This is a genomic window from Notoacmeibacter ruber (assembly GCF_003668555.1).
Classification (GTDB): Bacteria; Pseudomonadota; Alphaproteobacteria; order Rhizobiales; family Rhizobiaceae; genus Notoacmeibacter; species Notoacmeibacter ruber.
Map to the genome: position 1 here is coordinate 2568263 of NZ_RCWN01000001.1, position 25751 is coordinate 2594013.

The 25751-nt window shown below is 60.8% G+C and carries 35 protein-coding genes and 1 pseudogene; 32 read left to right on the top strand and 4 right to left on the bottom strand.

What is annotated here, in order from left to right:
* Entirely contained in the window at positions 1 to 969 is a 969-nt protein-coding gene (locus D8780_RS12245; protein ID WP_121645847.1) for a quinone oxidoreductase family protein, read from the top strand.
* Positions 970 to 1197: 228 nt separating this feature from the next.
* Here D8780_RS12245 and D8780_RS15935 read toward each other — a convergent pair whose 3' ends face one another.
* Both D8780_RS15935 and D8780_RS16060 read right to left on the bottom strand, forming a co-directional pair.
* Positions 1198 to 1662 carry a S24 family peptidase gene (locus D8780_RS15935; protein WP_245412338.1) on the bottom strand — a complete coding sequence of 155 codons (465 nt, stop codon included), beginning with the start codon at positions 1660 to 1662 and terminating at the stop codon, positions 1198 to 1200.
* Positions 1663 to 1740: 78 nt separating this feature from the next.
* Positions 1741 to 1923 (bottom strand): annotated as a pseudogene (locus tag D8780_RS16060) (helix-turn-helix domain-containing protein); the annotation flags it as partial.
* A gap of 236 nt (positions 1924 to 2159) precedes the next feature.
* Between D8780_RS16060 and D8780_RS12255 the strand changes: the two are divergent.
* The 26 genes from D8780_RS12255 to D8780_RS12380 all read left to right on the top strand — a co-directional run bounded on the left by D8780_RS12255 (position 2160) and on the right by D8780_RS12380 (position 19569).
* On the top strand, positions 2160 to 2483 hold the full coding sequence (locus D8780_RS12255) for a helix-turn-helix domain-containing protein (protein WP_121645849.1): 324 nt from the start codon (positions 2160 to 2162) through the stop codon (positions 2481 to 2483).
* A 46-nt stretch (positions 2484 to 2529) separates the two neighbouring features.
* Complete coding sequence (locus D8780_RS12260; RefSeq protein ID WP_121645850.1) at positions 2530 to 2772, top strand: hypothetical protein; 243 nt, start codon at positions 2530 to 2532, stop codon at positions 2770 to 2772.
* Positions 2769 to 3629, top strand: coding sequence for a ParB/RepB/Spo0J family partition protein (locus D8780_RS12265; protein ID WP_121645851.1), 861 nt, complete (start codon positions 2769 to 2771; stop codon positions 3627 to 3629). Before D8780_RS12260 ends, D8780_RS12265 begins: the two co-directional genes overlap by 4 nt.
* A 2-nt stretch (positions 3630 to 3631) precedes the next feature.
* A complete protein-coding gene (locus D8780_RS12270) occupies positions 3632 to 4126 on the top strand; it encodes a hypothetical protein (protein WP_121645852.1) in 495 nt (164 codons plus the stop codon).
* Positions 4123 to 6288, top strand: coding sequence for a DDE-type integrase/transposase/recombinase (locus D8780_RS12275; protein WP_121645853.1), 2166 nt, complete (start codon positions 4123 to 4125; stop codon positions 6286 to 6288). The genes D8780_RS12270 and D8780_RS12275 overlap by 4 nt, the downstream gene beginning before the upstream one ends.
* Before the next feature lie 69 nt (positions 6289 to 6357).
* Positions 6358 to 7104: an AAA family ATPase gene (locus D8780_RS12280; protein ID WP_121645854.1), complete on the top strand. Its 747-nt coding sequence runs from the start codon at positions 6358 to 6360 to the stop codon at positions 7102 to 7104.
* A complete protein-coding gene (locus D8780_RS12285; RefSeq protein ID WP_121645855.1) occupies positions 7101 to 7730 on the top strand; it encodes a helix-turn-helix domain-containing protein in 630 nt (209 codons plus the stop codon). The genes D8780_RS12280 and D8780_RS12285 overlap by 4 nt, the downstream gene beginning before the upstream one ends.
* Positions 7727 to 8101, top strand: coding sequence for a transcriptional regulator (locus tag D8780_RS12290; protein ID WP_121645856.1), 375 nt, complete (start codon positions 7727 to 7729; stop codon positions 8099 to 8101). The genes D8780_RS12285 and D8780_RS12290 overlap by 4 nt, the downstream gene beginning before the upstream one ends.
* Positions 8094 to 8507 (top strand): hypothetical protein, encoded by a 414-nt coding sequence (locus D8780_RS12295; protein WP_121645857.1) that lies wholly within the window; start codon positions 8094 to 8096, stop codon positions 8505 to 8507. The genes D8780_RS12290 and D8780_RS12295 overlap by 8 nt, the downstream gene beginning before the upstream one ends.
* Positions 8507 to 8764 carry a hypothetical protein gene (locus D8780_RS12300; protein ID WP_121645858.1) on the top strand — a complete coding sequence of 86 codons (258 nt, stop codon included), beginning with the start codon at positions 8507 to 8509 and terminating at the stop codon, positions 8762 to 8764. The genes D8780_RS12295 and D8780_RS12300 overlap by 1 nt, the downstream gene beginning before the upstream one ends.
* A complete protein-coding gene (locus tag D8780_RS12305) occupies positions 8761 to 9330 on the top strand; it encodes a hypothetical protein (RefSeq protein WP_121645859.1) in 570 nt (189 codons plus the stop codon). The genes D8780_RS12300 and D8780_RS12305 overlap by 4 nt, the downstream gene beginning before the upstream one ends.
* The gene (locus tag D8780_RS12310; RefSeq protein ID WP_121645860.1) at positions 9330 to 10007 is read left to right on the top strand and encodes a DUF3164 family protein; all 678 of its coding nucleotides are present in this window, start codon (positions 9330 to 9332) and stop codon (positions 10005 to 10007) included. The genes D8780_RS12305 and D8780_RS12310 overlap by 1 nt, the downstream gene beginning before the upstream one ends.
* Positions 10007 to 10279, top strand: a complete 273-nt coding sequence (locus D8780_RS12315; protein ID WP_121645861.1) for a hypothetical protein — start codon at positions 10007 to 10009, stop codon at positions 10277 to 10279. The genes D8780_RS12310 and D8780_RS12315 overlap by 1 nt, the downstream gene beginning before the upstream one ends.
* Positions 10276 to 10914 carry a regulatory protein GemA gene (locus D8780_RS12320; protein ID WP_121645862.1) on the top strand — a complete coding sequence of 213 codons (639 nt, stop codon included), beginning with the start codon at positions 10276 to 10278 and terminating at the stop codon, positions 10912 to 10914. Before D8780_RS12315 ends, D8780_RS12320 begins: the two co-directional genes overlap by 4 nt.
* A complete protein-coding gene (locus tag D8780_RS12325) occupies positions 10911 to 11156 on the top strand; it encodes a hypothetical protein (RefSeq protein ID WP_121645863.1) in 246 nt (81 codons plus the stop codon). The genes D8780_RS12320 and D8780_RS12325 overlap by 4 nt, the downstream gene beginning before the upstream one ends.
* Positions 11149 to 11802: a hypothetical protein gene (locus D8780_RS12330; protein ID WP_121645864.1), complete on the top strand. Its 654-nt coding sequence runs from the start codon at positions 11149 to 11151 to the stop codon at positions 11800 to 11802. Before D8780_RS12325 ends, D8780_RS12330 begins: the two co-directional genes overlap by 8 nt.
* Positions 11799 to 12233, top strand: a complete 435-nt coding sequence (locus D8780_RS12335) for a hypothetical protein (RefSeq protein WP_121645865.1) — start codon at positions 11799 to 11801, stop codon at positions 12231 to 12233. Before D8780_RS12330 ends, D8780_RS12335 begins: the two co-directional genes overlap by 4 nt.
* A gap of 65 nt (positions 12234 to 12298) precedes the next feature.
* Positions 12299 to 13069 (top strand): peptidoglycan recognition protein family protein, encoded by a 771-nt coding sequence (locus D8780_RS12340; protein WP_121645866.1) that lies wholly within the window; start codon positions 12299 to 12301, stop codon positions 13067 to 13069.
* 32 nt (positions 13070 to 13101) lie between these two features.
* Complete coding sequence (locus tag D8780_RS12345; protein ID WP_121645867.1) at positions 13102 to 13395, top strand: hypothetical protein; 294 nt, start codon at positions 13102 to 13104, stop codon at positions 13393 to 13395.
* A complete protein-coding gene (locus D8780_RS12350) occupies positions 13377 to 13751 on the top strand; it encodes a hypothetical protein (RefSeq protein ID WP_121645868.1) in 375 nt (124 codons plus the stop codon). Before D8780_RS12345 ends, D8780_RS12350 begins: the two co-directional genes overlap by 19 nt.
* An 11-nt stretch (positions 13752 to 13762) precedes the next feature.
* Entirely contained in the window at positions 13763 to 14173 is a 411-nt protein-coding gene (locus tag D8780_RS12355; RefSeq protein ID WP_147440315.1) for a hypothetical protein, read from the top strand.
* On the top strand, positions 14170 to 14505 hold the full coding sequence (locus tag D8780_RS12360; RefSeq protein ID WP_245412339.1) for a VpaChn25_0724 family phage protein: 336 nt from the start codon (positions 14170 to 14172) through the stop codon (positions 14503 to 14505). The genes D8780_RS12355 and D8780_RS12360 overlap by 4 nt, the downstream gene beginning before the upstream one ends.
* A gap of 2 nt (positions 14506 to 14507) precedes the next feature.
* Complete coding sequence (locus D8780_RS12365) at positions 14508 to 15074, top strand: DUF3486 family protein (protein WP_121645870.1); 567 nt, start codon at positions 14508 to 14510, stop codon at positions 15072 to 15074.
* The gene (locus D8780_RS12370; protein ID WP_199699604.1) at positions 15071 to 16660 is read left to right on the top strand and encodes a terminase large subunit domain-containing protein; all 1590 of its coding nucleotides are present in this window, start codon (positions 15071 to 15073) and stop codon (positions 16658 to 16660) included. Before D8780_RS12365 ends, D8780_RS12370 begins: the two co-directional genes overlap by 4 nt.
* Positions 16657 to 18246: a DUF935 domain-containing protein gene (locus D8780_RS12375; RefSeq protein WP_121645871.1), complete on the top strand. Its 1590-nt coding sequence runs from the start codon at positions 16657 to 16659 to the stop codon at positions 18244 to 18246. The genes D8780_RS12370 and D8780_RS12375 overlap by 4 nt, the downstream gene beginning before the upstream one ends.
* A gap of 3 nt (positions 18247 to 18249) precedes the next feature.
* Positions 18250 to 19569, top strand: coding sequence for a phage head morphogenesis protein (locus D8780_RS12380; RefSeq protein WP_121645872.1), 1320 nt, complete (start codon positions 18250 to 18252; stop codon positions 19567 to 19569).
* 66 nt (positions 19570 to 19635) lie between these two features.
* On the opposite strand, the gene D8780_RS12385 is transcribed toward D8780_RS12380, so the two are convergent.
* Together D8780_RS12385 and D8780_RS12390 are read right to left on the bottom strand one after the other, a co-directional pair.
* A complete protein-coding gene (locus D8780_RS12385; protein WP_121645873.1) occupies positions 19636 to 20589 on the bottom strand; it encodes a DUF2806 domain-containing protein in 954 nt (317 codons plus the stop codon).
* 21 nt (positions 20590 to 20610) lie between these two features.
* Positions 20611 to 21681 (bottom strand): DUF2971 domain-containing protein, encoded by a 1071-nt coding sequence (locus tag D8780_RS12390; protein WP_210209463.1) that lies wholly within the window; start codon positions 21679 to 21681, stop codon positions 20611 to 20613.
* 140 nt (positions 21682 to 21821) lie between these two features.
* Here D8780_RS12390 and D8780_RS12395 point away from each other — a divergent pair, with 140 nt between their 5' ends.
* From D8780_RS12395 to D8780_RS12415, 5 genes are all read left to right on the top strand, one after another.
* Positions 21822 to 22949 (top strand): phage protease, encoded by a 1128-nt coding sequence (locus D8780_RS12395; protein ID WP_147440316.1) that lies wholly within the window; start codon positions 21822 to 21824, stop codon positions 22947 to 22949.
* Complete coding sequence (locus D8780_RS12400; RefSeq protein ID WP_121645876.1) at positions 22946 to 23341, top strand: hypothetical protein; 396 nt, start codon at positions 22946 to 22948, stop codon at positions 23339 to 23341. Before D8780_RS12395 ends, D8780_RS12400 begins: the two co-directional genes overlap by 4 nt.
* A gap of 39 nt (positions 23342 to 23380) precedes the next feature.
* On the top strand, positions 23381 to 24358 hold the full coding sequence (locus D8780_RS12405; RefSeq protein WP_121645877.1) for a capsid protein: 978 nt from the start codon (positions 23381 to 23383) through the stop codon (positions 24356 to 24358).
* 55 nt (positions 24359 to 24413) lie between these two features.
* Positions 24414 to 25064, top strand: coding sequence for a helix-hairpin-helix domain-containing protein (locus D8780_RS12410; RefSeq protein ID WP_121645878.1), 651 nt, complete (start codon positions 24414 to 24416; stop codon positions 25062 to 25064).
* 234 nt (positions 25065 to 25298) lie between these two features.
* Positions 25299 to 25751 (top strand): phage protein Gp36 family protein, encoded by a 453-nt coding sequence (locus D8780_RS12415; protein ID WP_121645879.1) that lies wholly within the window; start codon positions 25299 to 25301, stop codon positions 25749 to 25751.

The following is a 25751-nucleotide window of genomic DNA, read 5'->3' on the forward strand; positions in this document are numbered from 1 at the left end:
ATGACCAGAGTTGTGGAGCTATCCGCCACCGGCAGTGTGCAGAACCTGTCATTTGTATCCCGCGACCCCGGCCGTCCCGGCCCCGGAGAAATCCGTTTACGCCAGTTTGGCGCGGGCGTGAACTTCATTGATATCTACCAACGAAAGGGAATTTATCCGCTGCCGATGCCTGCCGTGCTTGGCGTGGAGGGGGCCGGCGTTGTCGAAGCTGTCGGCGAAGGCGTTATTCATCTCTCGGTGGGCGATCGCGTAGGATATGCGGGGATTGTAGGCGGATATGCCGAGACGCGCCTCCTGCCCGCCTGGCGCGCGACAAAGCTTCCCGACGATTTTTCCGATGCGCTGGCCGCCAGCGGCCTGCTGCGTGCCTGCACCGCTCATATGTTGCTCCACAAAGTGCATGAGGTGACGCCGGGAACGACAGTCCTGATCCATGCCGGCGCGGGCGGCCTTGCAAGCATCGTCATTCCCTGGGCCAAGCGCCTCGGTGCGCACATCATTGCCACTGCCAGCACCGAAGCGAAGGCAGAACGGGCTCTGGCGCATGGGGCCGAGAAGGTCATCATCGGTCGCGACGCAGCGATCGCCACCGAGGTGCGAGAATGGACGGACGGGCGCGGGGTCGATTTCACGATAGATGGCATCGGCGAACCGACGTTCAGGGCGTCGCTGGAGGCAACGGCCAAGTTCGGCACCTTCGCAAGCGTTGGACAGGCAGGCGGAGAGCTGACGTCCTTGTCGGCGAAAGACTTCGGCCCTCGGACAAGTCTTGCATTCTACACGCCGAGCGTGATGGCTTATCTCGCGGACGCGGCACGCTATGAGGCGGTGGTGAAAGAGGCGATACAAGCGTTGCGAGCCGGGCCGCAAACGCCGCAGGGACCGCATTTCCCGCTCTCCGATGCCAGCGCCGCACAATCCTCGCTGGAAAACGGCACGACCACCGGCACACCACTCCTCGTCATCTGAACGACATCATCGCATCGCACTATCAGAGGGTGGCCTTGTGTAACGCGACAGATCAGATGGCGTAGAGCGGGATCAGGCGGAATTAAGCGGAATTTCGTGGGACTGGTCTTGAATTCTGCGGGTTTGAGACCCGTTTTACGGTCGCGCGGCTGACGGTCATCGCGTCAATTCATCTGGCATTTTCAAGCGAAATCACCGTAAAAAAACGTCAGATCATCTGGCATCAGATCACAGACGGGAAAACGCACCACGTACGCGGCCGACGATGCGGAGGTCGGGAAGATCGTGCTTTGCGACATGGTGGTCGACGTAACCGGCCGCCGCATTATCGCTCTTTAAAAGAACGCTTCCATCGCGCTGGATCTGGAGCCGTTTGACCATAACCGCATCGCCGTAAACCACGGCATAGAGCGCGTCCGCTTTCACCTCGTCGATCGATGTGTCGATCACGACCTTGTCGCCATCGGCCAGGGTCGGGCGCATGCTATCACCTTCGATATCGAGAAGCCTTGCGAAACTTGGATTAATGCCCATCGAACGGAGGAATGCGGCTTCGAATGCGATGTAGCCGGCGACCGCATCATCTTGCGTTTCCGGGATCAGGCCGCCGCCGGCAGATGCGCGCGCTTCCATGGTCGGGACGAGAACCAGTGCATCCTTCTCGATATCCTGCGCGTTCGGCAGCTGCAGCATCGGCAGATCTCCACGTTCCCGTTGCGTTCTCCCTGCACCATGACTCAGAACTGACGCGGAGTCACGCGGACCTTCGCCGGTGGCGAGCCAAGCTAGCGAGACGCCCGTTGTGCTTGCAATCTGGATGACCTTATCCAGCCCAGGCGTTCCGCCGGCGAGATATTGCCGAAGGCTTGTTTCGCCAATTCCGCATCTTCGTGCGAATCCATTCCGGCTTTCTTCGCCGATTAACGCGCGAAGTCTGTCCGCAAACGTCTCCATTTGAAACTCCGAAACCAATTCGGAGTTCTAGAGGCTGCAATTCTATCAAGAATCTACCATTAAAAACATAATGATAGGCTTGATGAACGCAATATAGCGCCTCTGCGAACTCCGAAATACGAAAATTGCTTAATTGCGCTTGATTGGTTCGCGCTATTATGCAAATCTCCGTATCACCAAACGTTACACACACCCCCAAAAAAGCCGGCGGGCGGCCGGTGCATTGAGGAGCTCTCATGACAGCGGAAGAACAACGGCCACCATCGGAATGGAATCGCCATTCGATCAAAACCGAAGTCCATCGGCGCGGCATGTCTCTTTCCGGAATAGCGCGCGACGCCGGACTAGCGGAGAGCGCCTGTCGGCTCGCGCTGATGGGCATGAACCGTAAGGGTGCCGACGCGATCGCCGAAGCCCTCGAAATTCCGTTCGACACGCTCTTTCCGAAGGACATGTTCGTCCGCTCGCGTTCGAGCCACAGCAAACCTAACAGCAAGGCCTCCAAAAAGTCTCGCCAAAAAGGCAGCGGCATCGCTGGCGACGGAGAGGCAGCGGCGTGAGCATCCGGCCAGCGTTAACCAAGACCGCTTCCTCGAGGTCGCCGAGATGACCGCCGGCGAGTTCATTGCAGCCTGTGCCAGCTTTGCCCGCTGTCATCCCAGCGCAGTGCTCGACATGCCGGCCCCTGAACTCGCTATCGATCCGCGCGCCAGTGCTCATCATGTCCGCTCAACTGTGCTGGCGGCACGCCAGCGGATGAAAACCACTGCCAAGCTCGCACTTCGGCAGCAGGCCAGCGATCCGACCGATCTCTTTACACACACGACCGAAGGACAACTTCACGCATGACAGCCATCACTCTCATTAGCATCGAAAAGGTTGACAGCGGAGATCGCCTTCGCGCTCTCGACCCCGACTGGGTGCAACTGCTCGCCGAAGACATCGAGCAAGACGGCATGACGCAGCCGATCCGCGTCGTCGAACGCGGCGACGGATATCGTTTGATCGATGGTGCGCGCCGTCTTGCCGCTCACATCGCTCTCGAACGTACCGAAATCGAAGCACGTATCGAGCCGAGCAAAGCCCTTGCCGACGACGCCGCAATCCGCCTCGCCGAGATCAAGGGCAATTTGCTGCGCGGCGAACTGACGGCGCTGGATCATGCGGTCTATGTGGCGGCGTGGTGCGATCTCTATCAGGGCGTCCACGGCAAGGCCAAGCGTGGTCGGAGGCCGAATGATGGCTCGTTCACCGGCTCCGATGACGCGCTGGAGGAAATGAGTGCCAAGTTGGCACTTAATTGGACCGAGGCCGCACAGAACACCTTGAACATCAGCCGACGCGGCATTTTCCGATCGCTCAAGATCGTCGATATCGATATCAACGTCCGCAAGCGCATCGCCCTGCATCCCGCCTCGAAGGTGCAGCGAGAATTGCTGCTACTCGCCGATCTCACTCCAGTCCGCCAGAACGCCGTCGCCGATATTCTGATGGCTGACGAGCCTCAAGCCGTCACGGTCAATGAAGCGATCGCACTGCTCGACTACGCACCTGCCGCCGTGCCGGTCCCGGCCTATGAGCGGATCTCCGAACGTTTTTCGCGGTTGAAGCCTAAAGAGCAAGAGAAGTTCTTCGAGCTTCATGCCGAGCGGATTGAAGCCTGGATGGCCGAGCGGACCGCGTCGCGCCGGACAAAGGCGGCCTGAACATGACGCGCCGCGACCTCCTCACTCCCGACCTCTTCGACTGGCAGCCCCCCGAACCTTCGGTTGGCTACAGCGAAGACGTTACCGGCAAGGGAACGCTCGACCTCAGGATCGCACGTATCCTAAGCCGCGCCCTGGAGGAAGTGCGGGATGAACGCGGACTTTCGCGCGGCGAGGTCGCTTCAAAAATCGGAGACTATCTCGATCGCGTCATCACTAAGCAGGCGGTCGATGACTGGACGAGCGCCGCGAAACCGGACCGCCGTATCCGCCTCGATGAATTCGCGGCGCTGATCGCGGTCACAGGCAAATACGAGCTGCTCGGCCTTCTTCCCGAGATGTTCGGTTTCGCGGTCGTCTCGGATCGCTACTGCGAGATCATCCGCAATCACGAAATGAACGAGCAGAGAAAGAAGATTGCGGATTATCAGATGCAACTCGATGCGCAGATTGCGGCCTCCGATGCGCGCCTTCGCGGGAAAGGCGGACGGCGATGAAGGAATGGCTGACCGCGCGAGAATTGGCGGGAGAAAACCTGTCAGAAATACCGTCTACAGAAAGGGCGGTTCAATTGCTCGCCGACCGCGAAGGCTGGAACGAAAACCCCGCCTATGCGCGGCGCCGTTCCGGCCGTGGCGGCGGTATGGAGTATCACTACCGCATCCTGCCGACCTTGGCTCGCGTCGCTTATGAGCAGCGCTATCGGCGGGTCGGTGCCGAACCCGTTCAGGCCGACAATGACGAACCGGCACAGGAGGCTCTATCCGCCGCCGCGGCCAAAGAAGGCGCTGCGCGACTTGCTATCACCAACGCTTTCGAAAACTTCAAAGCCGGCTCGACACTTCGTCAGACAGCTGCTCTCCAGATCTTCTGCGACAAGTTCAATGCCCGCTCCCTTCATGTCGAAGACTGGGTGGTCGAGATCGTGCCACGCCTATCGAAGCGGTCTCTGGCGCGATGGCTGTCGAAGAAAAAGAGCGGCGCAACGCTCGGCGTCGACCGCAGCGCCGCGCGTAAGGGCAGCGGCACACTCGACATTGCCGAAGACGGCCGCGTTCGGGATTTCATCATCGGACTCATTGCTCATCAGCCGCATTTGTCGGCTCATCACGTCAGAACGCAGATCAGGGCCGAGTTCGGCGATGGTTTGAAGGTGCTTCGAAGAGGCGTTGAAACGCGCGTGACCGTGCCGCCGATCCGCTCAATTCAGCGCTTCATTGCCACTTTGAAGGAAGAGAACGCCGTCGTTCTCACCAAGTTGATCAATCCGGATGCGTTCCGCTCACACATGAAGCTGCGCGGCACTGGAACGCTACGGCATATCGGGCAACCAAACGAACTTTGGCAGATCGATGCATCGCCCGTCGATGCGCTCTGCACGGATGGACGGCACTCGATCTATGCCTGCATCGATATCGCCACACGGCGCGTCATCATCCTCATGTCGCGAACGCCGAAAGCGTCTGCGGTTGGCCTTCTGATCCGCAAGGCCATCCTGGAATGGGGCGTACCGACCGAAATCAAGATCGACAATGGTTCGGACTTCAAGGCGCGGGCCACGCAACGCCTCTTTGCGTCACTCGGCATCGATGTCGCTTATTCCGATGCCTACAGCCCCGAGCAAAAGGGTCATGTCGAACGCGTCATCAAGACGTTCCAGCACGATGCTGTCGCGCTCGTGCCCGGCTTCGTCGGACATAATGTCACCGACCGGAAGGCCATCGAGAGCCGGAAGAGTTTTGCCAAGCGTCTCGGTGAAGATGATGCGCAGACATTCGCCGTCCAAATGGATGGCGCTCAGATGCAGGCTGTTTTCGACGAATGGGCGCGTCTTCACTATCAGCACAAGCCTCATAGTGGCCTGAAGGGCCGAACGCCATTCGAAGTCGCGGCCACCTCTAATCATACGATCCGATCCGTCGACGCACGCGCGCTCGACATGCTCCTCGCTCCGGTGCCGGATGGTGGCTACCGGACTGTCACCGCTACGGGCGTCCGCGTCGCTAATTTTCACTACCTCAACGGCGAAATCCTGCCCGGAAAACGCGTCTTCGTCCGGCAGGACCCCAACGATATGGGCCGCATCTTCCTCTTCGATAATGAAGAAGGCGAATTTCTCGGCGAGGCGCTCAACGCCGAACTGGCAGGCCTTCCTCCGGAAGCCTTTGTCGCGGCCGAGAAGGCCAAACAGGCCGAGTTGCTGAAGGACATGTCCGCCGAGATCGATCGGCAACGTCGCGCTTTCCGGAAAGGTCCGGCACTCATCGAACGCGCCCGCGACGTCTGGCTGCGCGATCAGCCGAACGTCACGCCTTTGCCGCGACCCAGCGTCGAACACCGGACCGCCGAGATCGAGGCGGCGCTTGAAGCGAGTGAAGGGCCGAAAGCTCCTCAAAGCAAGCTCAGTGATCAGATCAAGGCCATGCGTGAGACGCTGGCGAAGGAAGCGGCCGAAACGCCAGAGCCGACCGCGAAGGTCACCACACTCAACACCCGCAACACCCGTTTTCGGCGCGCCCGGGACCTGGAAGCGCGCATGGCCGCTGGCGAAACGCTGTCCAACGAGGATGCGCTTTGGCTCGGCGGCTACCGCGAGGACCCGGAATATCGGGCCATGGCGGACATGAAGGAAGTTTTCGGGGACCGGATGAAAGTCTGAGCGTACCGGCGCCCCGCAAAAAAAGACCCGGACGAACCGGGCCTTCTCAAAAGTATCGAGGACTGAAGAATGAATGCAGAAACACCATTGGTCAAGGCCACGTCGATCGCGCCGCTCAGCAACGTCGCCGCGATGATGACCCTGATCCAGACACTCAGACAAAGGCCACAGATCAGCTCGGGGTTCGGGACGTTCAGCGGACCGTCCGGCTACGGCAAAACCTATGCCGCCCGCTTTGCGCAGAACCGTACCGACTGCCTCTACATCGAAGTACGATCGTTCTGGACGCGGAAAACCTTTGCACAGTCGATCCTTGCCGAACTGTCGATCGACAAGCCCCGCGGCACGATTGCCGACATGATGGAGCAGATCGCCTATCAGCTCGGGCAAGACCCCGATCGCGTTGTGCTCATCGATGAGGCCGATGTGCTTGTCGACAAGAACATGATCGAGCTTGCGCGCGACATTCAGGAAATGACGGCAGCTCCGGTCATTCTGATCGGGGAAGAGAAACTGACCGAAAAGCTCAAGCGCTTCGAGCGGATCGACAATCGCATTCTCGACCGAGTGCTCGCTCAACCGTCCGACAGCGATGATGCATCCGTTCTGGCGGAGATCATCTGCCCTAAACTGACGGTCTCCGACAAGTTGCTTACCCATATCGTCGAACGCTGCAAGGGGCGGACGCGCCGCATCGCGAACACCCTTCACAGCGTCGCCGCCAGCGCGCGCCGCGCCGGCCTATCCGAGATCTGCATCGACGGCTTCGACGGCACGATCGATACCGGCGAAATTCCCCGGAGGTCAGTACGATGAGTGCGGTTCTGGAATTCGGGAGACCGCCCGAAAAGCCGATTCTGCGCGGCATCGATCATTTCTGGACAGAAATCCGTAAAATCGCGGCCGCAAACGAGGGTTGCTTCACAGTCGTCGAAATCTGGAACACGACGAACCGGACCGACAGGTCGACCGTCAAGGACTATGTGCACCGCCTCGTCAAAGCAGGCTTCGCAGAAGAAACCGGCGAAGTGAGGGATCTGGCGAACGGCAAATCGCTGACGCCTGTCTATCGGCTTTTGCGGTCCCCGAAAAAGACGCCCCGCCTTAATCGTGATGGTTCGTTGGCGCTTCAAGGAGCCGGCCAACAAGCAATGTGGAACGTATTGCGGGGCCCGGAGAGCCGTGCCGGCATCCGCGCTGCCGATCTGGCGCTATGCGCATCGACCGACATCGTGCCGGTCACACAGCAAACGGCTTCGAGCTATCTGAAGCGGCTTGGCGCGGTCGGGATCGTCGATCAACTCAGACGAGGCGTCTGGCGGCTCAACCCCAAGCACAATAGCGGGCCGCTCCCACCACGCATCCTGCGTACACGGATCGTCTACGACCAGAATCGCAAGGCCGCTTTTGCTCCGATCCTCGCAGAGGAGGACGGTCAATGAGCCATTCCGAGAAGATCATGGAGACCTGGTCGTCAGTTCCGCCCGATTGGGTGGCGGAACTCGCCAGGCTGGCCGACGCAAAAGGTTTGGCGGCTACGGCCCGCAGGGTCGGTTACGGCGCGTCGACGATCAGCCAGGTTCTGTCGAACAGCTATCGGGGAACGCTCGGCAATGTCGAAGAACGCGTTCGCGGCGCCCTGATGGGCGAAACGGTCCAGTGCCCCGTCCAGGGACCGATGCCGCGAAACATCTGTCTCGATTGGCAGAAGAAGCGATGGGCCCCGACCAGCGCGCATCGGGTGCAGATGTTCCATGCCTGCCGGGATTGCCCGCTCTCCTACAAAAACAAGAAGGAAGCCACCGATGAGTAACCGTCAGGTGAACACCTATGTCGGGCGAAGCTATCAACTCATTCGCGATGCCAGCGCGCGGGTCGAAGACGTAAGCCGCTCTTTGGCCGAACGATGCACTGCACCTTGCGCGGATCCCGATGGCCAGTTGCAGCTTTCGGTCCTCACAGCCTCATCCCTCCTGAAACAGGCCGCGTCGGTGCTTCAGGAAAATCAGCCGGCGTCAGCAACTGACCAGGAGCGGGTCGGATCGTCCGAAGTGATGAAAAGGCTGCTCACTGCCGAAGAGATCATCAAGGAAGCATGGCGCGACGTCGCCCGCCAACGGGCCGGCGAACCTATCCGGCGCGATCCAGCCGTCACCATCGCCGATGCGATTGGCGAATTGCTGGCAGCGCAAAACATCCAAAGCCAGAGGAGCAAGTAATGGACCAAACGATCCACGAACTTCGCGACCGCCTTTCGCGGTTTCGGCAGCGCTTCGATGATCATCGCGGCAACCAGGTGAGCATCAATCCCGATGGCATGGAATTTCTGCTGGACGAACTCACCGGCATGATCGGCCTCGCCGACCACGCATTATCCGCAGCCGAGCCGAGCGACTTTCCCGAGAGTGTCTTCGGGACGTTGAAGGCGCGAGGCAGCAACGTTGTCGAGTTCCGGCCCGGTGGAGTGCGGTCATGAAGGCTATCCATGTGATCGCCGCGGAAGTCGCGGAGCGACGCGGAATCGATCCAAAGTCGATCATCAATTCGAACGAAGGAGCGGCAAAAGCAGCCCGTGACGAGACCGCCTATCTCGCCAAGCGTCTGACGAGGTTTTCGACCGCCGAAGTTGCCGAAGCGCTCAACCGAACGCCGCCAACGATCTCGGCCGGTCTTGTTCGGGTTCAGGGCTACGTGGAAGCCGATGTCCACTACGCCGTCGAGCTCAAATCATTTCAAACCCAGCTAGAGCCTATCCTGAAACATCTCGATGTCAGTGATGCGATCGAGGCCAGTCTCGATCTGGCGAACTCGAAGTCACTGGATCGTTTCGAGGTCAGCCTCGACCGGCTCGAGCGCCTCATCAAGCGCGTCCCGGAGCCGGTTATCCGCACCGCGAGACCTTTGCCGGTCAGTGAGGCGATCGCTCCGGTCGCCCAAGCCTATCGCGCCTTCAAGAATGCGCAGTTTTCCATCCACGAACGCCGGGCTTTCGACACTCTCGACAAGGCCCTTCAGAACCTATGCGAACAGGAGACAGCCTGATGAACGAACAGGTTAAAACGGTACCGACAGCCGACGATGAAGCACGCTCCGTCCCCCCAGGCGCAGTGGCCGTCAATGGCGAATTTTATCTGCCAGACAGCAAAGGCAACCTCGTTCCGCTCGATATGGTCAAGCCGCAGGACCAATTGGAAGACGAGATGGTTCGGAAGATCTTCGGCTTCGCCACCGACCTTTCTGCTCAGATCAGCCGGTTCAAGGAACATAGCTTCGCCGATATTGGCGACTTCCAGGCCATGCTCGATCAGGACTACGGCGCGAAGAAAGGCGGCAAGAAGGGCAATGTCACCTTCATGTCCTTTGACGGACTGAAGAAGGTGCAGGTTGCGGTCGCCGATCTGATCGAGTTCGGGCCGCAGCTGCAGACCGCGAAGTCGCTGATTGACCAATGCCTCAACGACTGGAGCGCCGATAGCCGTCCCGAGATCCGGACGATCGTCACCCGCGCCTTCAATGTAGACAAGGAAGGTCAGGTCAATCGGGCCGAACTCTATCGGCTGCGCAAGTGGGATATCACCGATGAGCGCTGGCAGCGGGCCATGGACGCCATCACCGACGCCAGTCGTTCGGTCGGGTCGAAGGAGTATCTGCGCTTCTACGAACGCGACAAGCCGGGCGGTGCATGGCAAGCCGTCACGATCGATCTGGCGAGCGCGTGATGGACGCCGTTCAACTCGCCAGCATTCCGCTGCACAAAAAAACCGGTCGTCGCGTCCTCGCGATCAGCGACGACCAGGTCGTGCATATCGGTGTTGCCGCTGACGGATCAGATAGCGCGCTGACGCAGGCGAGCTTCACCCTGATCGAAGCTGCCGCGCTGGCCGAGGCCGTTCTCGCCGGTAACCCCACAGCGATGACCCAGCCCGGAGCCGAGCGCATGCTGGCCGCCGCGCTGATCATTACGCTTCGGCAGATTGGCTCGGACGGATGAACGCGCTCGCAACCATCCATATTGGCAAGAAGGCGCTTGGCCTCGACGATGATGCCTATCGCGACCTGTTAGAACGTGAAACCGGCAAGCGGTCGGCAAAGGGCCTTTCCGAGACCGAGCGCGGACGCGTGATCGACGCCATGCGCCGGGCCGGCTTTAAACCCGCTTCGAAGGGGCTTCGAAACGGTCTTGAGGGCCGCTTTGCAAAGAAGCTGCAGGCGCTGTGGATCGCTGGCTGGAACCTTGGGCTTGTGCGCGACCGCCGCGATTCCGCGCTGACCTCTTTCGTCAAACGCCAAACCGGCCTTGATGCCGTCCGCTTCTGCCACGATGCGGCTGACGCCCGCAAAGCGGTCGAGGCGCTCAAAGCGTGGCTGGCGCGAGACGGCGGGGTGATGTTTGGAAATACGAATGGGCAGGAATGGCTTGCGGGAGACGGCGGCAAGATCGCTTGGGCCCAGTGGCAGAAGCTGACGCCCGGCGCGGAGCTCTACCCCGACCAGAAGGGCTTTGAGCCGTCAGTATTCGAGCTGGTCGGCGATCGCACATTCCAAGGCGGTCTCATAAGCCTTTCACCGGCCGATTGGCGTCTCGTCATGAACGCTTTCGGCGAGCGGATCAGGGCGACCACATGACCCGGCGCCGCGTCCATGTCACTGACCATGCCGTGCTGCGCTATCTGGAGCGCGCACACGGTCTCGACGTGGAAGCGGTCCGAAACCATCTGGCTGGCCTGGCCGGCAATGGAGCTCGGCTCGGCGCGACGGCCGTCATCGTCGAAAAAGTCAAGCTCGTCCTCATCCAGAGCAACGGCACGACGCTTATGCCGACCGTCCTGCGACCGAGATGGCCTGTCCGGAGGCCGCGCGATGGGTGAAGCCCCAAAAAACCGTGCCATTGCCCATCGACGCGTTGAACCAGCGGAATCGAATTACTTCCCGACGCCGCCCTGGGCGACGCGCGCTCTCTTCGTTCATGTCCTCGGCACCAAGGGCTGGCGCGGTCTGACGGTTGAGGAACCGGCCTGCGGCGAAGGGCACATGGCGTATGTGCTGGAAGAGTATTTCGACACGGTCCGCGCCAGCGATATCGAAGATTTCGGTTACGGTGACGTCCGCGATTTCCTGGACGCCGATTCATGGACCGATATCGAGCGCCCGGACTGGATCATCACAAACCCGCCCTTCGGGAATCTGGCCCTGCCATTCATGCAGATCGCTCTTCAGAGGGCACGGACAGGCGTTGCCATGTTCGTCCGGACAACGCAGATCGAAGGGCCTACCCGCTGGCGGAAGATCTATCGCACCAATCCACCCGAGATCGTCGCGCAATATGTCGAGCGCGTCCCGCTCCATAAGGGCCGTTGGGAGCCTGATGGCGAAACGTTCACGGCTTACTGCTGGCTGATCTGGCGGATCGGCCGGGCCAGCAGCGGGACCGAGTTGGTCTGGATCCCGCCTAGTCGGAAGGCGCTGCTGTTCGCCCGTGACATCGAGCGCTTTGGAGCGGGGATGGGCGAATGACGGCACTCCCCGGCATCCTCGGAGAAATTGAAGACGTGGCGGGGTTGGCCGCAGCCTTGGCCGTCGCTCAGGCGGTAGGTGGCACTCGACAATACATTCCGGGATCCGCGCCTGATGGTCACTGGTTGGTCGACACGGTCGGCCGTGACGCTGCCGACAGGATCTGCGCTCATTTCGCTTTGACCGATGCGCATGGCCGCGCGAGCGGCACACTTTATACGATTCCGATGGGGCCGACCGGATCGGCCCGCGAAGCCAGAAGACGGCTTAGGCAGGCTCTTGCCAAAGGTGCAAGCGCCCGCGATGCTGCGCAGATCGCAGGCGTCCATGAGCGCACCGCTTGGCGCGCCAAGGCGAAACTGAAGACCGATGACGGTCAGGATGATCTCTTCGCCAGCTTTCCCGCGCAGGGCGGAGACTCCTCCCGCTGACATTTGTCAGGCTAATCGGATCGACACGCAGGAAACAGAGTCGGCTTCCAAGCTGGAGCCTTCTTATGCGTCCCATCAAAGAGATCATTCTTCATTGCACGGCGACGCCGGAAGGCCGTCCCGTAACCGTGGCCGAGATCGACGCCTGGCACCGCGCGCGGGGCTGGTCGGGCATCGGTTACCATCGCGTGGTTCATCTTGATGGTACCGTCGAGGACGGCAGACCGATCGAAAAGATCGGCGCTCACGTCGCTGGCCACAACACGGGAACGGTCGGCCTCGTCTATGTTGGCGGCGTTACGAAGGATGGCGTGACGCCCAAAGATACGCGGACCAACGCGCAGAAAGCCTCCCTTGAAAAGGACATCATCGCGCTTCGCGATCGGTTCGATATCAAGAAGATCAGCGGGCATAATGAGTATGCCGCGAAGGCCTGCCCGAGCTTCGACGCGTCTGCCGAGTATGACTGGCTTGTCGACGGCCGTTCGCAGGGCTTCGCGCCATCAACCGACCCGATCCTGAATCGCGGCGATCGCGGTCCGGCCGTCGCGCGGTGGATCGAGGCGCTTGCCGCCTGGCGCCGGATGATCGGCCATGCCTGGCCGCCGACCGGCGACGTATTCGACCACACGATCGAAACCATCACCATCGAATTCCAGAAAACACGGGGCATCGTTGCCGACGGCAAGGTCGGCCCGCAGACCGAAGACGAGATGGCGCGAACTCTTGCCGGACAGGCGCCCTACCAGGCCAAGCCTGAGAATAACGACGAGCCGGATGTTGCGGCCGCCGTCGCAAAAATGCGCGCGGCGCTCGCCGACCTCCGCGCAGCGTGATCCCTTCAAACCTCCATCAAAGGATCTTTGTCATGTTCGACCCTATCACACTGCTCGGAGCCGCGTTGATCGTCGCTGCGGCCGGTCTCATCTGTTCGGCTCTGGTGAATGAAAAAACCGAGGCGGCGCATGCGAATGGAGCTCCGGCCGTCCCCTCGCTACCGGTAGGCCGGCTGGGCATCGGGTTTCTGCTCCTTGCACTCGTGGCTCTCCTCTCGACCATCATGCCGGGGACGGCCTTCGCCCAGGACAGCACGGCCATCGATGTCGGGCCGGCAATTTCCCCCTTTATCCAGACGATCGCCGGGTGCTGCTCGCCATCCTGACGGCGCTCGCCGGTTGGGCATTCAAGATCTTCCGGCAAAAGACCGGCTGGCAGATCGTCGCGCTTCTCAACCCGATCGTCGATCAGGCTCTTCGGGCCGGTGTCGACTACGCGGCGAATGAGCTCAAGGAACGGGCCGACAAGGGCATGAGAATCGATGTGAAGAATGACGCGATCTCACTGGCTGCGGGCTATGCGATTGATCACATTCCTGAAACGCTCGCCCATTTCGGCATCAGGAAGGATGGCGACGACAAGTTGATCAAGATGGTCCGGGCTCGCATGGGTGAATGGCTCGGTGAAGAGAAAGCGGGATCTGTCAAACAGCCGACGCCCATCGCTCAGCCTGCCAGATGAACGCAGCCGCGATGCCTGACACCAACGCCTTTCTCATGAACCTTGTCGAACAGGCTGGCCCTGTAGCGGCAGGCATCGCTGTCGTCCTCCTTATCCTTTTCTTCGGCCTGAAATGGTCGGGCGCATTCGCGATGATCGGGTCAGGCAAATCGGTGATCGACAATGAACGCCTCGATCAGCTGGCAACGGGCATAGAGAACATCGGAGAGCGCCTGGGGTCGATCGAAGGCAGAGTGGCGCATGTCGAGCGCGGCCTCGATGATCGTGTCCGCCGCTCGGAGGTTCACGATCTCGACATAGCGCTTGCGCGTATGGAAGGCCGGCTCGACATGATGGCCGCTGCTTCCCAAGCGACCGGCGCGTCGGTCACGCGGATCGAGGATTACCTGCTCCAGCTTTCGCAGAACGCGAAAAACAAGTGAAGAAAGGAAGCGGTGTGGAATCGCACTTCGCCGGATTTCGGGATCACTATGACGGCAATGCCCGCCTCATCATCCTTCGTGCCCTGAATGAGCAGGGGGATGGGCGATTGAATGACAGTCTCCTCCTGAAGACCCTTCAGACATTCGGAATCAACAAGGGGCGTGACTATCTGCGCCAGCAGCTGGCCTGGCTGGAAACCGAGGCCGGCGTGGTTCGGACCACAGATATCGGCACGGCCCAGATTGTTCAGATTCTCGAAGCCGGTGAGGATCATGTGGAGCAACGGCGCGTTCTTCCGGGTATCGCCAAGCCGTCGCGCCCGAGAGCCTGACCATGTCCCGTGAAGGCCGCGGCCGGCTCTCCTCGATCGATCTTTTGCCGCCAGATGCCGACGGCATCGTGCAATGGGCGGTGGCTGAGCTCCAGGCGCGCGAACGAACGCAGCTCGACATTCTCGTAGAGATGAACGGAAAGCTGGAGGAGATCGGCTGCGATCCGATCTCGCCATCGGCCTTCAACCGCTACTCGACACGCCTGGCTTCGACGACAAGACGCCTGCAGGAGACCCGCGATATCGCCTCGGCCGTCACCGAACGTCTCGGACCGGAGAAGGCCGACGATATCACCATCATGCTGGTCGAACTGATCAAGAGCGCCGCGTTTTCGATTCTTGAAACCGGCGAGCTCGATAGCAAAGCCTTTATGGAGCTTTCGAAGGGCCTTCAGCACGCCCTTAGCGCTCAGAAGATCAGCGCGGACGCTCGGCGGGTTCAGCAGCAGGAGATCGAAAAACGGGTCGCTGCTGCGGCCGAGGCCGCTGCAGACGTTGCGGGGGAGAAAGGATTTTCGGCCGATACGGTTGAGGCGATCAAGGCGCGGATCCTTGGGGTGGCGCAATGAAGCCGATGACAGAAGACGAATGGGCTCAGCTCCGCCGCGACTCCGTCGCAGTGATGCCAGAGGTCATCGATGGATTGCCGGACGTCCTTCTCGACTATCAGCAGGAATTGCTGAGCTCGACCGCGAAATACGCGCTAACCGTCACCGACAAATCACGACGCATCGGCGCGACCTGGGGGATTGGTGCCGATGCTGTTTTGACATCCGGCGCCAAGCGATCGGCCGGTGGCATGGACACACTCTATCTCGGCTACAATCTCGATATGGCGCGCGAGTTCATCGATACCTGCGCGATGTGGGCGCGATCATTCAACCAGATCTGTTCGAGCGTCCAGGAGTTCCTCTTTACCGAGGAAGGCGAGAAGGGTGAGGATCGATCGATCGCAGCCTTTCGCATCACCTTTGCATCGGGCTTCGAGATCACGGCGCTATCGAGTAAGCCGCGCTCCCTGCGCGGGCGCCAGGGCTACGTGATCCTTGACGAGTTCGCCTTTCACGACGACGCGGCCGAACTCCTGAAAGCGGCCATGGCGCTCCTGATCTGGGGTGGCAAGGTGCTTGTCATTTCGACGCATAACGGCGTCGACAACCCGTTCAATCAGTTGATTCAGGAAATCCGCGAAGGGCGGCGACCGGGCAATGTCGTTCGTTGCACTTTCGACGACGCGCTTCAACAGGGCCTTTATAAACGTATCTGTCTCATTCGTGGCAAGGAGTGGTCGCCGGAAGCGGAAGCCGAGTTCCGATCGGAGATCCGCGCCTTCTACGCCGATGGCGCGGCCGAGGAGCTCGACTGTATTCCCGCGCAAGGTTCTGGCGTCTATCTCTCCAGTGCGCAGATCACGGCCGTCATGGATCCCGACACGCCGGTCGTCCGGCTGAAATGTCCGGAAGGCTTCGAACTGCGTTCCGACGAAGAGCGGCGCGCCATTGTCGAGGATTGGCTTATCCAGGAGGTCGATCCGCTGCTTGCGAAGCTCGACCGGCGCGAACGGCACAATTACGGCTTCGACTTCGGACGATCGGGGGACTTGTCTGTCCTGGTTCCGCTTGCCGAAAAGCGCGACCTGACGCGGCGCGCGCCTTTTGTGGTGGAACTGCGCAACGTTCCGTTCCGCCAGCAGGAGCAGATCCTGTTTCATATTTGCGACCAGTTGCCGCGCCTCGGCGCCGGGCGGCACGACGCGCGCGGCAACGGCCAGTTCCTCGCGGAATACGCCGTCCAGCGTTACGGCGCGCTGGCGATCGAGGCGGTGATGCTGACGCAAGGCTGGTATCTGGAGCACATGCCGCCGATGAAGGCGGCGATCGAGGACCGAGCGCTGTTCTTTCCGCTCGATGTCGATCTCAAAGGCGATCTTCGGCAAATTCAGATGGTGCGCGGGATTCCGATGGTTCCGAATGACGCCCGCACCAAAGGCGCGGATGGTGGACAGCGGCACGGAGACTTCGCCGTCGCCCTTTGTCTCGCCAATCAGGCCGCAGCCGCCGATATCATTGAATATGGCTACACCCCTGCGACCGCCGACGATCCTTCAAGCTTTCTATCAGGGGGCGATACATATGTCGGGAGGGTGCTGCCATGAGTGATGCGACCGACAGCGCGGGACGCGAGATCGATACCTCGGTTCTGTCGACCGAGATCGCCTTTCCAGAGGTCGCCGGCATGCGCCGGGTCATCGGCGAAGCGGTCGCGTCCGGCCTCAGCCCGCAGCGGCTTGCGGCGATCCTGCAGGAATCGGCAAGTGGTCACACCAGGCAATATCTGACGCTCGCCGAGGAAATGGAGGAGCGTTACGCCCACTATGCCAGCCAGCTGCAAACGCGCCGGCTCGCCATCGAGGGCCTGGCGCCAACCGTCGAGCATGATGACAAGGTGCCTGCAAAGATTGTCGACGCCGTCACCGCACTCGTGGAGGATAGCGATTTCGAAGAGATGACCGGTACGCTGACCGATGCGATCGGTAAGGGCTATTCGGTCAGCGAAATGATGTGGGAGTATCAGGACCGCGCCCTGAAACCGGTCGAGTTTAAATGGCGCGATCCACGCTTCTTCCAGCGCGACGAAGCGACGCGGACCGAGCTGCGCCTCGTCGACCAGGCCGATCCGCGCGATGGTCTGCGATTGCCGCCCGCGAAATTTATCATTCACCAGCCGCGCACCCGCATGGGTCTGCCGGTTCGCCTCGGCCTGGCGCGGCCAGCGGCATGGGCCTTCCTGATCCAGTCCTTTTCGTTGACCGACTGGGCGAGCTTTGCCGAGATCTATGGCGTCCCGCTTCGTGTCGGCAAATATACCGGCAATGCGAGTGAACAGGACAAGCGGACGCTTCTCACCGCTGTCCGATCGATCGCCAATGACGCGGCCGCCATCATTCCGGCCGGAATGGAGGTGGAGTTCCACAAGGTCGAGGGCCAGCACGGCGCGGCCGTGTTTGGTGGCCTGATCGATTATGTCGACAAGCAGGTTTCCAAGCTCGTTCTCGGCCAGACCATGACGAGCGATGACGGTTCGTCTCAAGCCCAAGCCAAGGTTCATAACGAGGTCCGCCTCGACATTCTGCGCGCGGACGGCAAACAGCTGGCGCGAACGCAGAACCGCGACCTCATCGAGAATTTCGTCCGGCTGAACTTCGGGGAACAGGAGAGCTATCCGCGCATCGCCTATCCGGTCGCCGAGCCGGAGGACATTGCGGCACTGACAGGCGCGGTGCAGATGCTCGTGCCGCTCGGTATGCGGGTCAGCCAACGCGAAATGCGCGAACGGATCGGCCTGGGAGAGCCGGAGGATGGTGAAGACCTGCTAAAGGCACCACAGCCAGCACCGGCTTTTCTGCCTCCTGTCGATTCGAAAGCAGATGAGCCGCCCGCCAAGCTCTCGTCTCACAGGCAGGATTGCACATGTGCGGCCTGCGGTCTCGCGGCGCTCGCGGCAACGATGGACAGTCCAGCCGTCGACGAGGTCGAGCAGCTCGCAGACGCGGCGCTCGATGAATGGGAGACGATCGCCGATCCGATCCTTGCGCCTCTTCGCCGCATCCTGGACGAGGAAACCAGCTTCGAAGGCGTTTTGAAGCGGCTTGAAAGCGAGCATCCCGATACGCGCCGCCTGGTCGCCGCGCTCGCGCGATCGACGGCGATCGCCCGCGGCATTGGCGACGCGGAAGACTGATCGATGGCGGAGATCTCGCGCGGCCTTCAAACGCCCGAAGCGGTGACATCCTATTTCGACGGCAAGATCAATCGGCCGGGCTTCTCCTGGCAGGATGTCTGGGCCGAGGAACACGCCTACGCCTTTACCGTCGCCAAAGCCGTCGATGCCGAGTTGCTCGGCACGTTCAAGTCTTCGATCGGCAGGGCGATCGCCGAGAGCCGCAGCTTCGACAATTGGAAACACGACATCGAGGGCGAGTTGCGCAAGCTCGGCTGGTGGCGACCGCGCAAGGTCGCGGATCCCACTGGCGAGCTGCCGGATCGCGTGGTCGATTTCTCTTCGCGGCGGCGGCTCGAGACGATCTTCTGGTCGAATATGCGCAGCGCCCGCGCGGCCGGACAATGGGAGCGGGCGCAGCGGACAAAGGCGGGACTTCCTTTTCTCCTGTATGTCCGGACGGCCAGCGCTGAACCCAGGCCGGAGCATCTGGCGTTTGCCGGAATCATCCTTCCCGTCGACCATCCCTTCTGGCAGACGCATTTCCCCCCGAATGGGTGGGGCTGCAAATGCTCCGTCCGGCAGATCACGCGGCGAGAGGCGGAATCGCTTCTCGCCGAACGCGATGGGGACGGTCGGCCCATCTACACCGACCAGCCGATTGATTTCGGCACGCGCTCTTATCTCAACCGCCGGACGGGCGAAGTGACCGAGGTACCGGTTGGCATCGACCCAGGCTGGCACACCAATCCCGGCCTCTCGCGCAGCCGGACCCTACTGAACAAGCTGCACGGCGAATGGGAAGCGGTAGCGGAGATGGAGGGTGGTCGGCCGGATGCCGTGCGGATCGCGACAGAACTCTGGGCCGATCCGTTTCTGAAGCTTGCACCGAAGCTGCCAGGCAAGACGTGGCTTCCGGCCGGCGTCTCAGCCAATCTCGCGGCCGTCCTCGATGCGAAGAGCCCGATCATATCGATCGAAGCTGCCGATGTTGCCGCACGGCTCGACCGCATCCCGATCGGAGCGTTCTCGAAGCTGCCGACCGTCCTCGATCGCGGCTATGTGATGGCCGATCCGCGTGAGGAAAGGATGGCCGAAGCCGACCGGGTACGGCTGGTCTGGTGGCGAGAGAACAAGACGTGGTGGGAGGCGATCATCGTCCGCTCTGCGACTGGCCATCTAAGGGTACGCAGCTTTCATGAGCGCAATGGTCGTCGCGTTATCCGCGATGTTCTGGCGGCGGGCGGCGGCGCAGCCGAATTGCGAGCGGCGGGCTTTACCGAAGCAGAGATCGAAAAGGCGATGAAAGGACGGCGGGGGGAAGGAAACAACCCCATCGGCTGAAGCCTGCGGTCCATAATTTACGCACCGCCGCGTATTCAAAATAGTACTGCCTTGCCTATCGGTCAACTAATGGCTGAATTTCGCTTCGGGAAAGTAAGTTCTCAATAGGGCGGAGAAGCGTTCGTAGCCTTGTCGATCACCAAGCGCTTCGTGAATTTCAACGCCTGCCGTTGTTAACGCGATAGCTTTGAATTGAAGCCTCCCTCCTGTCAGGGGAGGCCTATTTACTGCTTTTGGAATTTCTACGACCGGAAGTGTTCCCTTGATTGGGCGCATGGAACGTAAGAAAACTCGGCGATCCCCGCCTACCGGGAGGGGACTCAGGATCATGCTTGTTCCTCCCGCCGCGTGTATGACTAGGCCAGCCGCGGTCAACTGCTGCCACTTATCAAGCGACACGGTTACCTCCATTAAGTCTTGGATGATACGGTTCATCGCGATGGCCGAGAATAGAGACTGAAAAAGATCGGCCAAGGATTTATCGAGCTCATCGACTACGCGCATCGTCGCAGGCGAGATGGAGCCAGGTTTTCGAATTTCCTTCGATAGGATTGCACCCCAGCGTTCCTTCAATTCGTCTGTGGTCGCGCCTTCTGCATAGCGCTCCCACCGGTCCATAAAAGCATCGCTGATTTCGGCGGCCTCATCAGCTTCACCTTCATCGGTCGTGCGATTTGAGAGGTCCTCGATCGCTGCCGCAGTGGCGCCCAGAACATTTTCTTTCCTACGGATTTGGGTACCCAAAGCGCTGTTGAGAAACTCAGCAGCGGCTTCCTCATCGTTTTCTAGTTTTGTTTCGAGCGTCCTAACGGCTGCCATTGTTAATTGGTCGAGCGCGTATTTTTCGCGAGCTGCTTGATCAGTCTCTGTGTACGTCTTTCGAAATCGGCCCATAAGCTTACTGGCGCCGATGAAATCAAGGGCGGCAATCGTTCGTGATTTAGCCCCGAAGGAAATTCCACTTTTGGATAGTTGGGCGCCAATGCTGGTTTCATCGGCAGGTAGCCTATCTTTATCCATCAAAATTGATCCTTGAATCGCTCAAACTCGTAGCGGAATGGTGGAGCAGAAAACCTTCTGGGCGGCATCTTCAATGCCAGCCTCTTCCAACAAAGAAACGATTGCCTCTCTGACTTGTAATGGGAATTCAGTCGGGCCGACAATGACTCTATCGACCAATTGAGGAAGTTCCGCGCCGTAGAAACCCTCGTTGGGATAGTCTTTAAAAGGGATTGTATGAACGAACTGGGGAACTCCGCGGACCAACTCGACCGACTTCTTGATTCGATCCGACGAAGCTAATTCAGGGCTGTAGACGATCCGCCATTCGCGTTCTTCTTTGAAGCCTGGATGCTTTGTGCATAGCAAGGCAAAACGGAAAGTGTCGAAAAGATAAGCGTAGATGCCATCCGCACCGAGCTCGCGGAGCATAGGGGCATTTTGGTGCATATTGTCGGCAATCTCACCAAGCCTCTCCGCGAATTCCTCTTCGTGCAGGTAAGCCACCGGAGATGTGTAGGCATGAATCGCATCCGAAGGACGAAGAAAAACGCCGCCGTTCAGTACAATTGCTATGCCCGTCTCCCCGCCATATGCACGCCACATCGACAATCGACCTAGAGTGTCCTCTGAAACGTCATGCTCGGAGAGCGAGGCAAGATAGGTCTTGCTCGAAAACGATGGAAGCCAATGGTTTAAGGTGTTTTCGAGTTGAGCGATGGTCCCTGGCGCTATCTCTTCGACGATGCCTTTGAAGCGTTTTCCGATCTCGCTGTGGTCCCAAGCATAGGTCAGGCAGGTTCTCCCGTGCTCAATTTCTGAAAAATCGTTCATTAAAGCCGCGTTTCTCAGCCATATACCCTTGGTTGCGCGAAGCATGCCCACCATTGCTCCCGCGCTTGTGTAATGAACGAAACGCGTACCTTCGTTGATAGCCTTTACTGTCTTGTGAAATGCGGTCGGAAAGAAAATCTGATAGATGTCGTAATCGCTCATCAAATACCCCACTTCAATTTCGTTAAAGCGTAGCCCCGTCCCATTCCCATTGAAAGAGAACTGACGCGCCGCTGAGCGCGACGAGGCCGGTTGACGGATCGATGCGCGGCGGAACAAGCTGAACGCGCTCCACGGCCTTTGATGGCCCTTCAACGTCGATTTTAAGATTGAGTGTTCGGGTGCGCAACGCACCTGCTGGGAGATACTGACAACTGTCAGTCTCATTGGCTCCTGAAGCCAAGGCCAATGATGCGGCCATGAACACGCTTTCCGCAAGCCCCGATCTGGCCCTTCTCTCCACACTGGCTGTCGGCGACCCCGCAGCGGTCGACGCCGGCAGCGTCGTCGTCGCGCTGGCCGCCACGTCCGAGGGCAGCAAGGGCTGGATCAAGATCATGCCGCGGGGCCGCGTCACCACCCGCGACGGGCGGTCCTACGCCTTCGACCCCGAAATGCTGGCCGCACGGTTTGCCAAAGACGAGGTGCGCGTGCCGGTCGATTTCGAGCATGGCACGGTTCACCTCGCCTCAAAGGGCCAGAAGAGCGACGCCATCGGCTGGATCGAAGAGGTCGAGGCGCGACCGGATGGTCTCTGGGGCCGCGTCGACTGGCTCGACGCCGGACGGGCGGCGCTGACCGCCAGGACGCATCGCTACGTCTCTCCAAGCTTTCCGCATGACAGCGCCGGCAACGCCACCTGGCTGCATTCGGTGTCGCTCGTGACCGCGCCCGCCCTTGCCAACATGCCGGCATTGGCCGGCGCCACTCTCTCAACCAGTGAAGAGGCTTCCATGACAAAGAAGATCGCGGCCGCGCTCGGCCTTGCCGAGACTGCGGACGAGCCCGCCATGCTCGCAGCCATCTCCAAACTGAAGGACGGGACCGCGACGGTGCCGACAGCGATCCGAAACGCACTCGGGCTCGATGACAGCGCCGACGAGCCGGCCACCCTTTCGGCGATCGCCACGCTGCAGAAAAGCGAGGGCGAAACGGTTCCAAAGGCCGTTCACGAACAGGCCATGGCCAATCTTTCCGCCGCCCAGGGCCGGCTCGACAAGATCGAGGGTGAGCGCCGCGACGAGAAGGTCGAGGCGCTTCTCGAAGGCGCGCTCAAAGACACCCGCATCACGCCGGGCGAGAAGGAGCACTACGCCAAGCTCTGCGCGAGTGATGACGGTTTCGAACAGGTCAAGGCGCTCCTCGCCGCGACTCCGAAGCGCTTCACCGGATCGCTTCTCGATGATGTTCCGGTACCGGCTGGCCAGGTCCAGATCGATCCAGCGGCTCTCGGCGCACGCGCCCGCAAGATTCAGGACGATACGGGCAATGATTATCAGTCCTGCTTTGCCCAGGCGCAGACCGAACTTCAGGAAGGCAAGAAATGAGCTACGCCCTTAATCGCGACATTCGATCGTTTCCGGCCCTGACCGCGCTGACCGGCTACCGCATCGCGGCCGCCGCTGCCACGCTCGGTGCGCTCCGTGATGCCAGCGCGCCCAGCGACAGTCTCGTCGGGGTGATCGAAAGGGTCGGCGCCGAACCCGGCCAGATGGGCGACGTCACCGTCGCCGGTGAAACCGAAGTCGAAGCCGGTGGCGATCTCGACTTTAACGATCCGATTACCGCCGATGCCGACGGCAGGGCGGTCAAGGCCGTAGCCGGGGCCGCAGGCTCCACCGTTCATATCATTGGCTGGATGCGCTCACCCGAAGCGGTCGCCGGCGACATCGTCCGGATCCACGTCAGCCCGTCCATCATCGTCACGCCAGCGGCCTAAGGGGCCGCTCACCACGCTTTTCGAAACACAGGAACGATCATGGCACCGAACCGCCCCTTTCCCGTCGATCCGGCCCTGACGGCCTTTGCAATCGGCTACCGCAACCCGTCCTACATGTTCATCGCCGATGACGTGCTGCCCCGCGTTCCCGTCATGGGTGAGCGTTTTTCCTGGACCGAATATCCGCTGAAAGAGGGCTTTCGGGCACCTGACAACCGTGTCGGCCGGACGGGACGCATCAACCGCGTCGAATTCTCGGGTGAACGCCGCGAAAGTGCGGTCGAGGATTTCGGTCTGGAAGCGCCGATACCGCTTTCGGATATCAACGAAGCCGCGCGGATGCGGGCGCAGGGTCTCGGCAATTTCGATCCCCGCCAGCGTGCCGTGATGGGGATCGAGGACTACAACCAGATCAATCGCGAGATCCGCGTCGCAAAACTCGTTCAGGATCCGGCGTCCTACCCGACCAGCCAGAAGATGGCGCTGTCGGGTACCGACCAGCTTTCTGATTACGACAATTCCGATCCGATCGGTCTTTTCCGGCACATTCTGGATTCGACGCTTGTCTTCCGGCCGAACCAGCTGACGATGGGCCATGAGGCCTGGACCACGCTGTCGGGCCATCCGAAGCTGATCAACGCCGTGAAGGGCGGCCTGACCACCGAAGGCATGATCACGCGCCAGCAGCTCGCTGATTTGCTGGAACTACCACGAGGCATCAAAGTCGGTTCGGCCTATATGGACGCCGCTCGCCTCGGCCAAGACGCCGATATCCAACGTGTCTGGGGCCGCAGCATGGTCTTCCAGTTCATCAATGCCACGGCCGACGCCAATGCCGGCACGATCACGCACGGCTTCACCGCGACCTATGGCAGCAAGATTTCCGGCAGCCTGCCCGACCCCAATGTCGGTCTGGAAGGCGGCGAAACCGTCCGCTCCGGCGAGCGGGTCAAGGAACTGATCTGCGCCCCCGGCGTCAGCTTCCTCCTGCAGGACGCCGTCGCGCCGCGCATCTGATCTACAGCCGGCGGCAAAAGTCGCCGGTCCTCCCCGCTACCATGAGGATTGAAACATGGACGATCTGACCAGGATCAAAGGCATCGGCGCCGCCACCGCCAAGAAGCTCGGAACAGCAGGGCTCGGCACATTCGCCGCGCTCGCAGCCGTCACCGACCTTTCGACGCTCAAGGATATCAGTTCGGGCGATGAACAGTCGCGCGCGTGGATCGGAGAAGCGGCCAAACTGCAAGCGGCGGCCGAAACAACTGCCACAAGCCCGTCGCCGACAGGAGTGACACCGCCCGCCGCCGAACCCCCGCGAAAGGAAACCACGATCACTGCTACCGCGCCCGTCACCGAGACGGTCGACGCGTCGGTCACGCCGGACGGTGAGGTCCGTTCCGCCGAACTGCGCGCCGAGACCGTGAGGCCCGTCGATCCGGCCGTCACCGCGGCGCTTCGGGAACGGCGTGCCCGCCGCGATTATGCCGGCTCCCTGCCGGCAACGTCCCGCGTCCTGCCCGATGGTGAAGAGGTCGAACTCGGCTCGGCAAACGAGGACGGGCAAGAACGTCGGTTCACCGCGTCCGTGCGCATCATGCGCAGCAAGAAGCTCTATGAACCCGGTGCGCCGGTACCGCTCACCTATCGCGAATTTGTCGTCAAACGCGACGGCCGTTCGATCGTCGAAACCGACTGGGCCGACGGCCTCGAGATCGCCTGAATACCAGCGCGTCCGGGCGCGGGTTGGTTCTTCGTCCCGCGAAGGCCCCGAGCGGAAATGGGACAACACCGAAAGACCCGCCGCAAAGCCATCGTCGTCCCGGAGACGGTGGACGTTCTTTTCTGATCCGTCGCGACCCCTCCCGGCGACGGTAAACCGTGCGGTCCCGATAGGTCCCATCGGGGCCGCACACCAAAGGGAGGATCAGGAGGGAAAAACCATGAAGGCTTTGCGATGACCGCGCTTGTCACCCTTGCCGATCTGGAAGAGCGCCACCCGGCCGAGCTCCTGACGCTTGCCGCCGACGAGACGACCGGCTTTCGCGACGATGACCGTATCGATGCGGCGATCGCGGACGCCACGGCGCAGATCCGGGGCATGTTGAAGGCGCGCTATTCCGTCGCCGACCTCAACCGGCTTGACGAGGAAAGCCGTTCGACCCTTCGGATCGACGCGATCGACATCACGCTTTACCGCGTCGCACTCTCCTTCGCCCGCTCATCCGAACGGATCGAGGAGCGCTACAAGGCCGCAATCAAGCGACTGGAAGCCATCGTCACCGGCAAGGCCGCGCTGAGTTTTGCTGGCGATGATGGCGAGACGCGGGACGCCGACGCCTCACCCGCCGATATCCGCATCGATGCGCCCGAGCGCCGCTTTACGCGCCGCACCATGAACGGGCTTTGA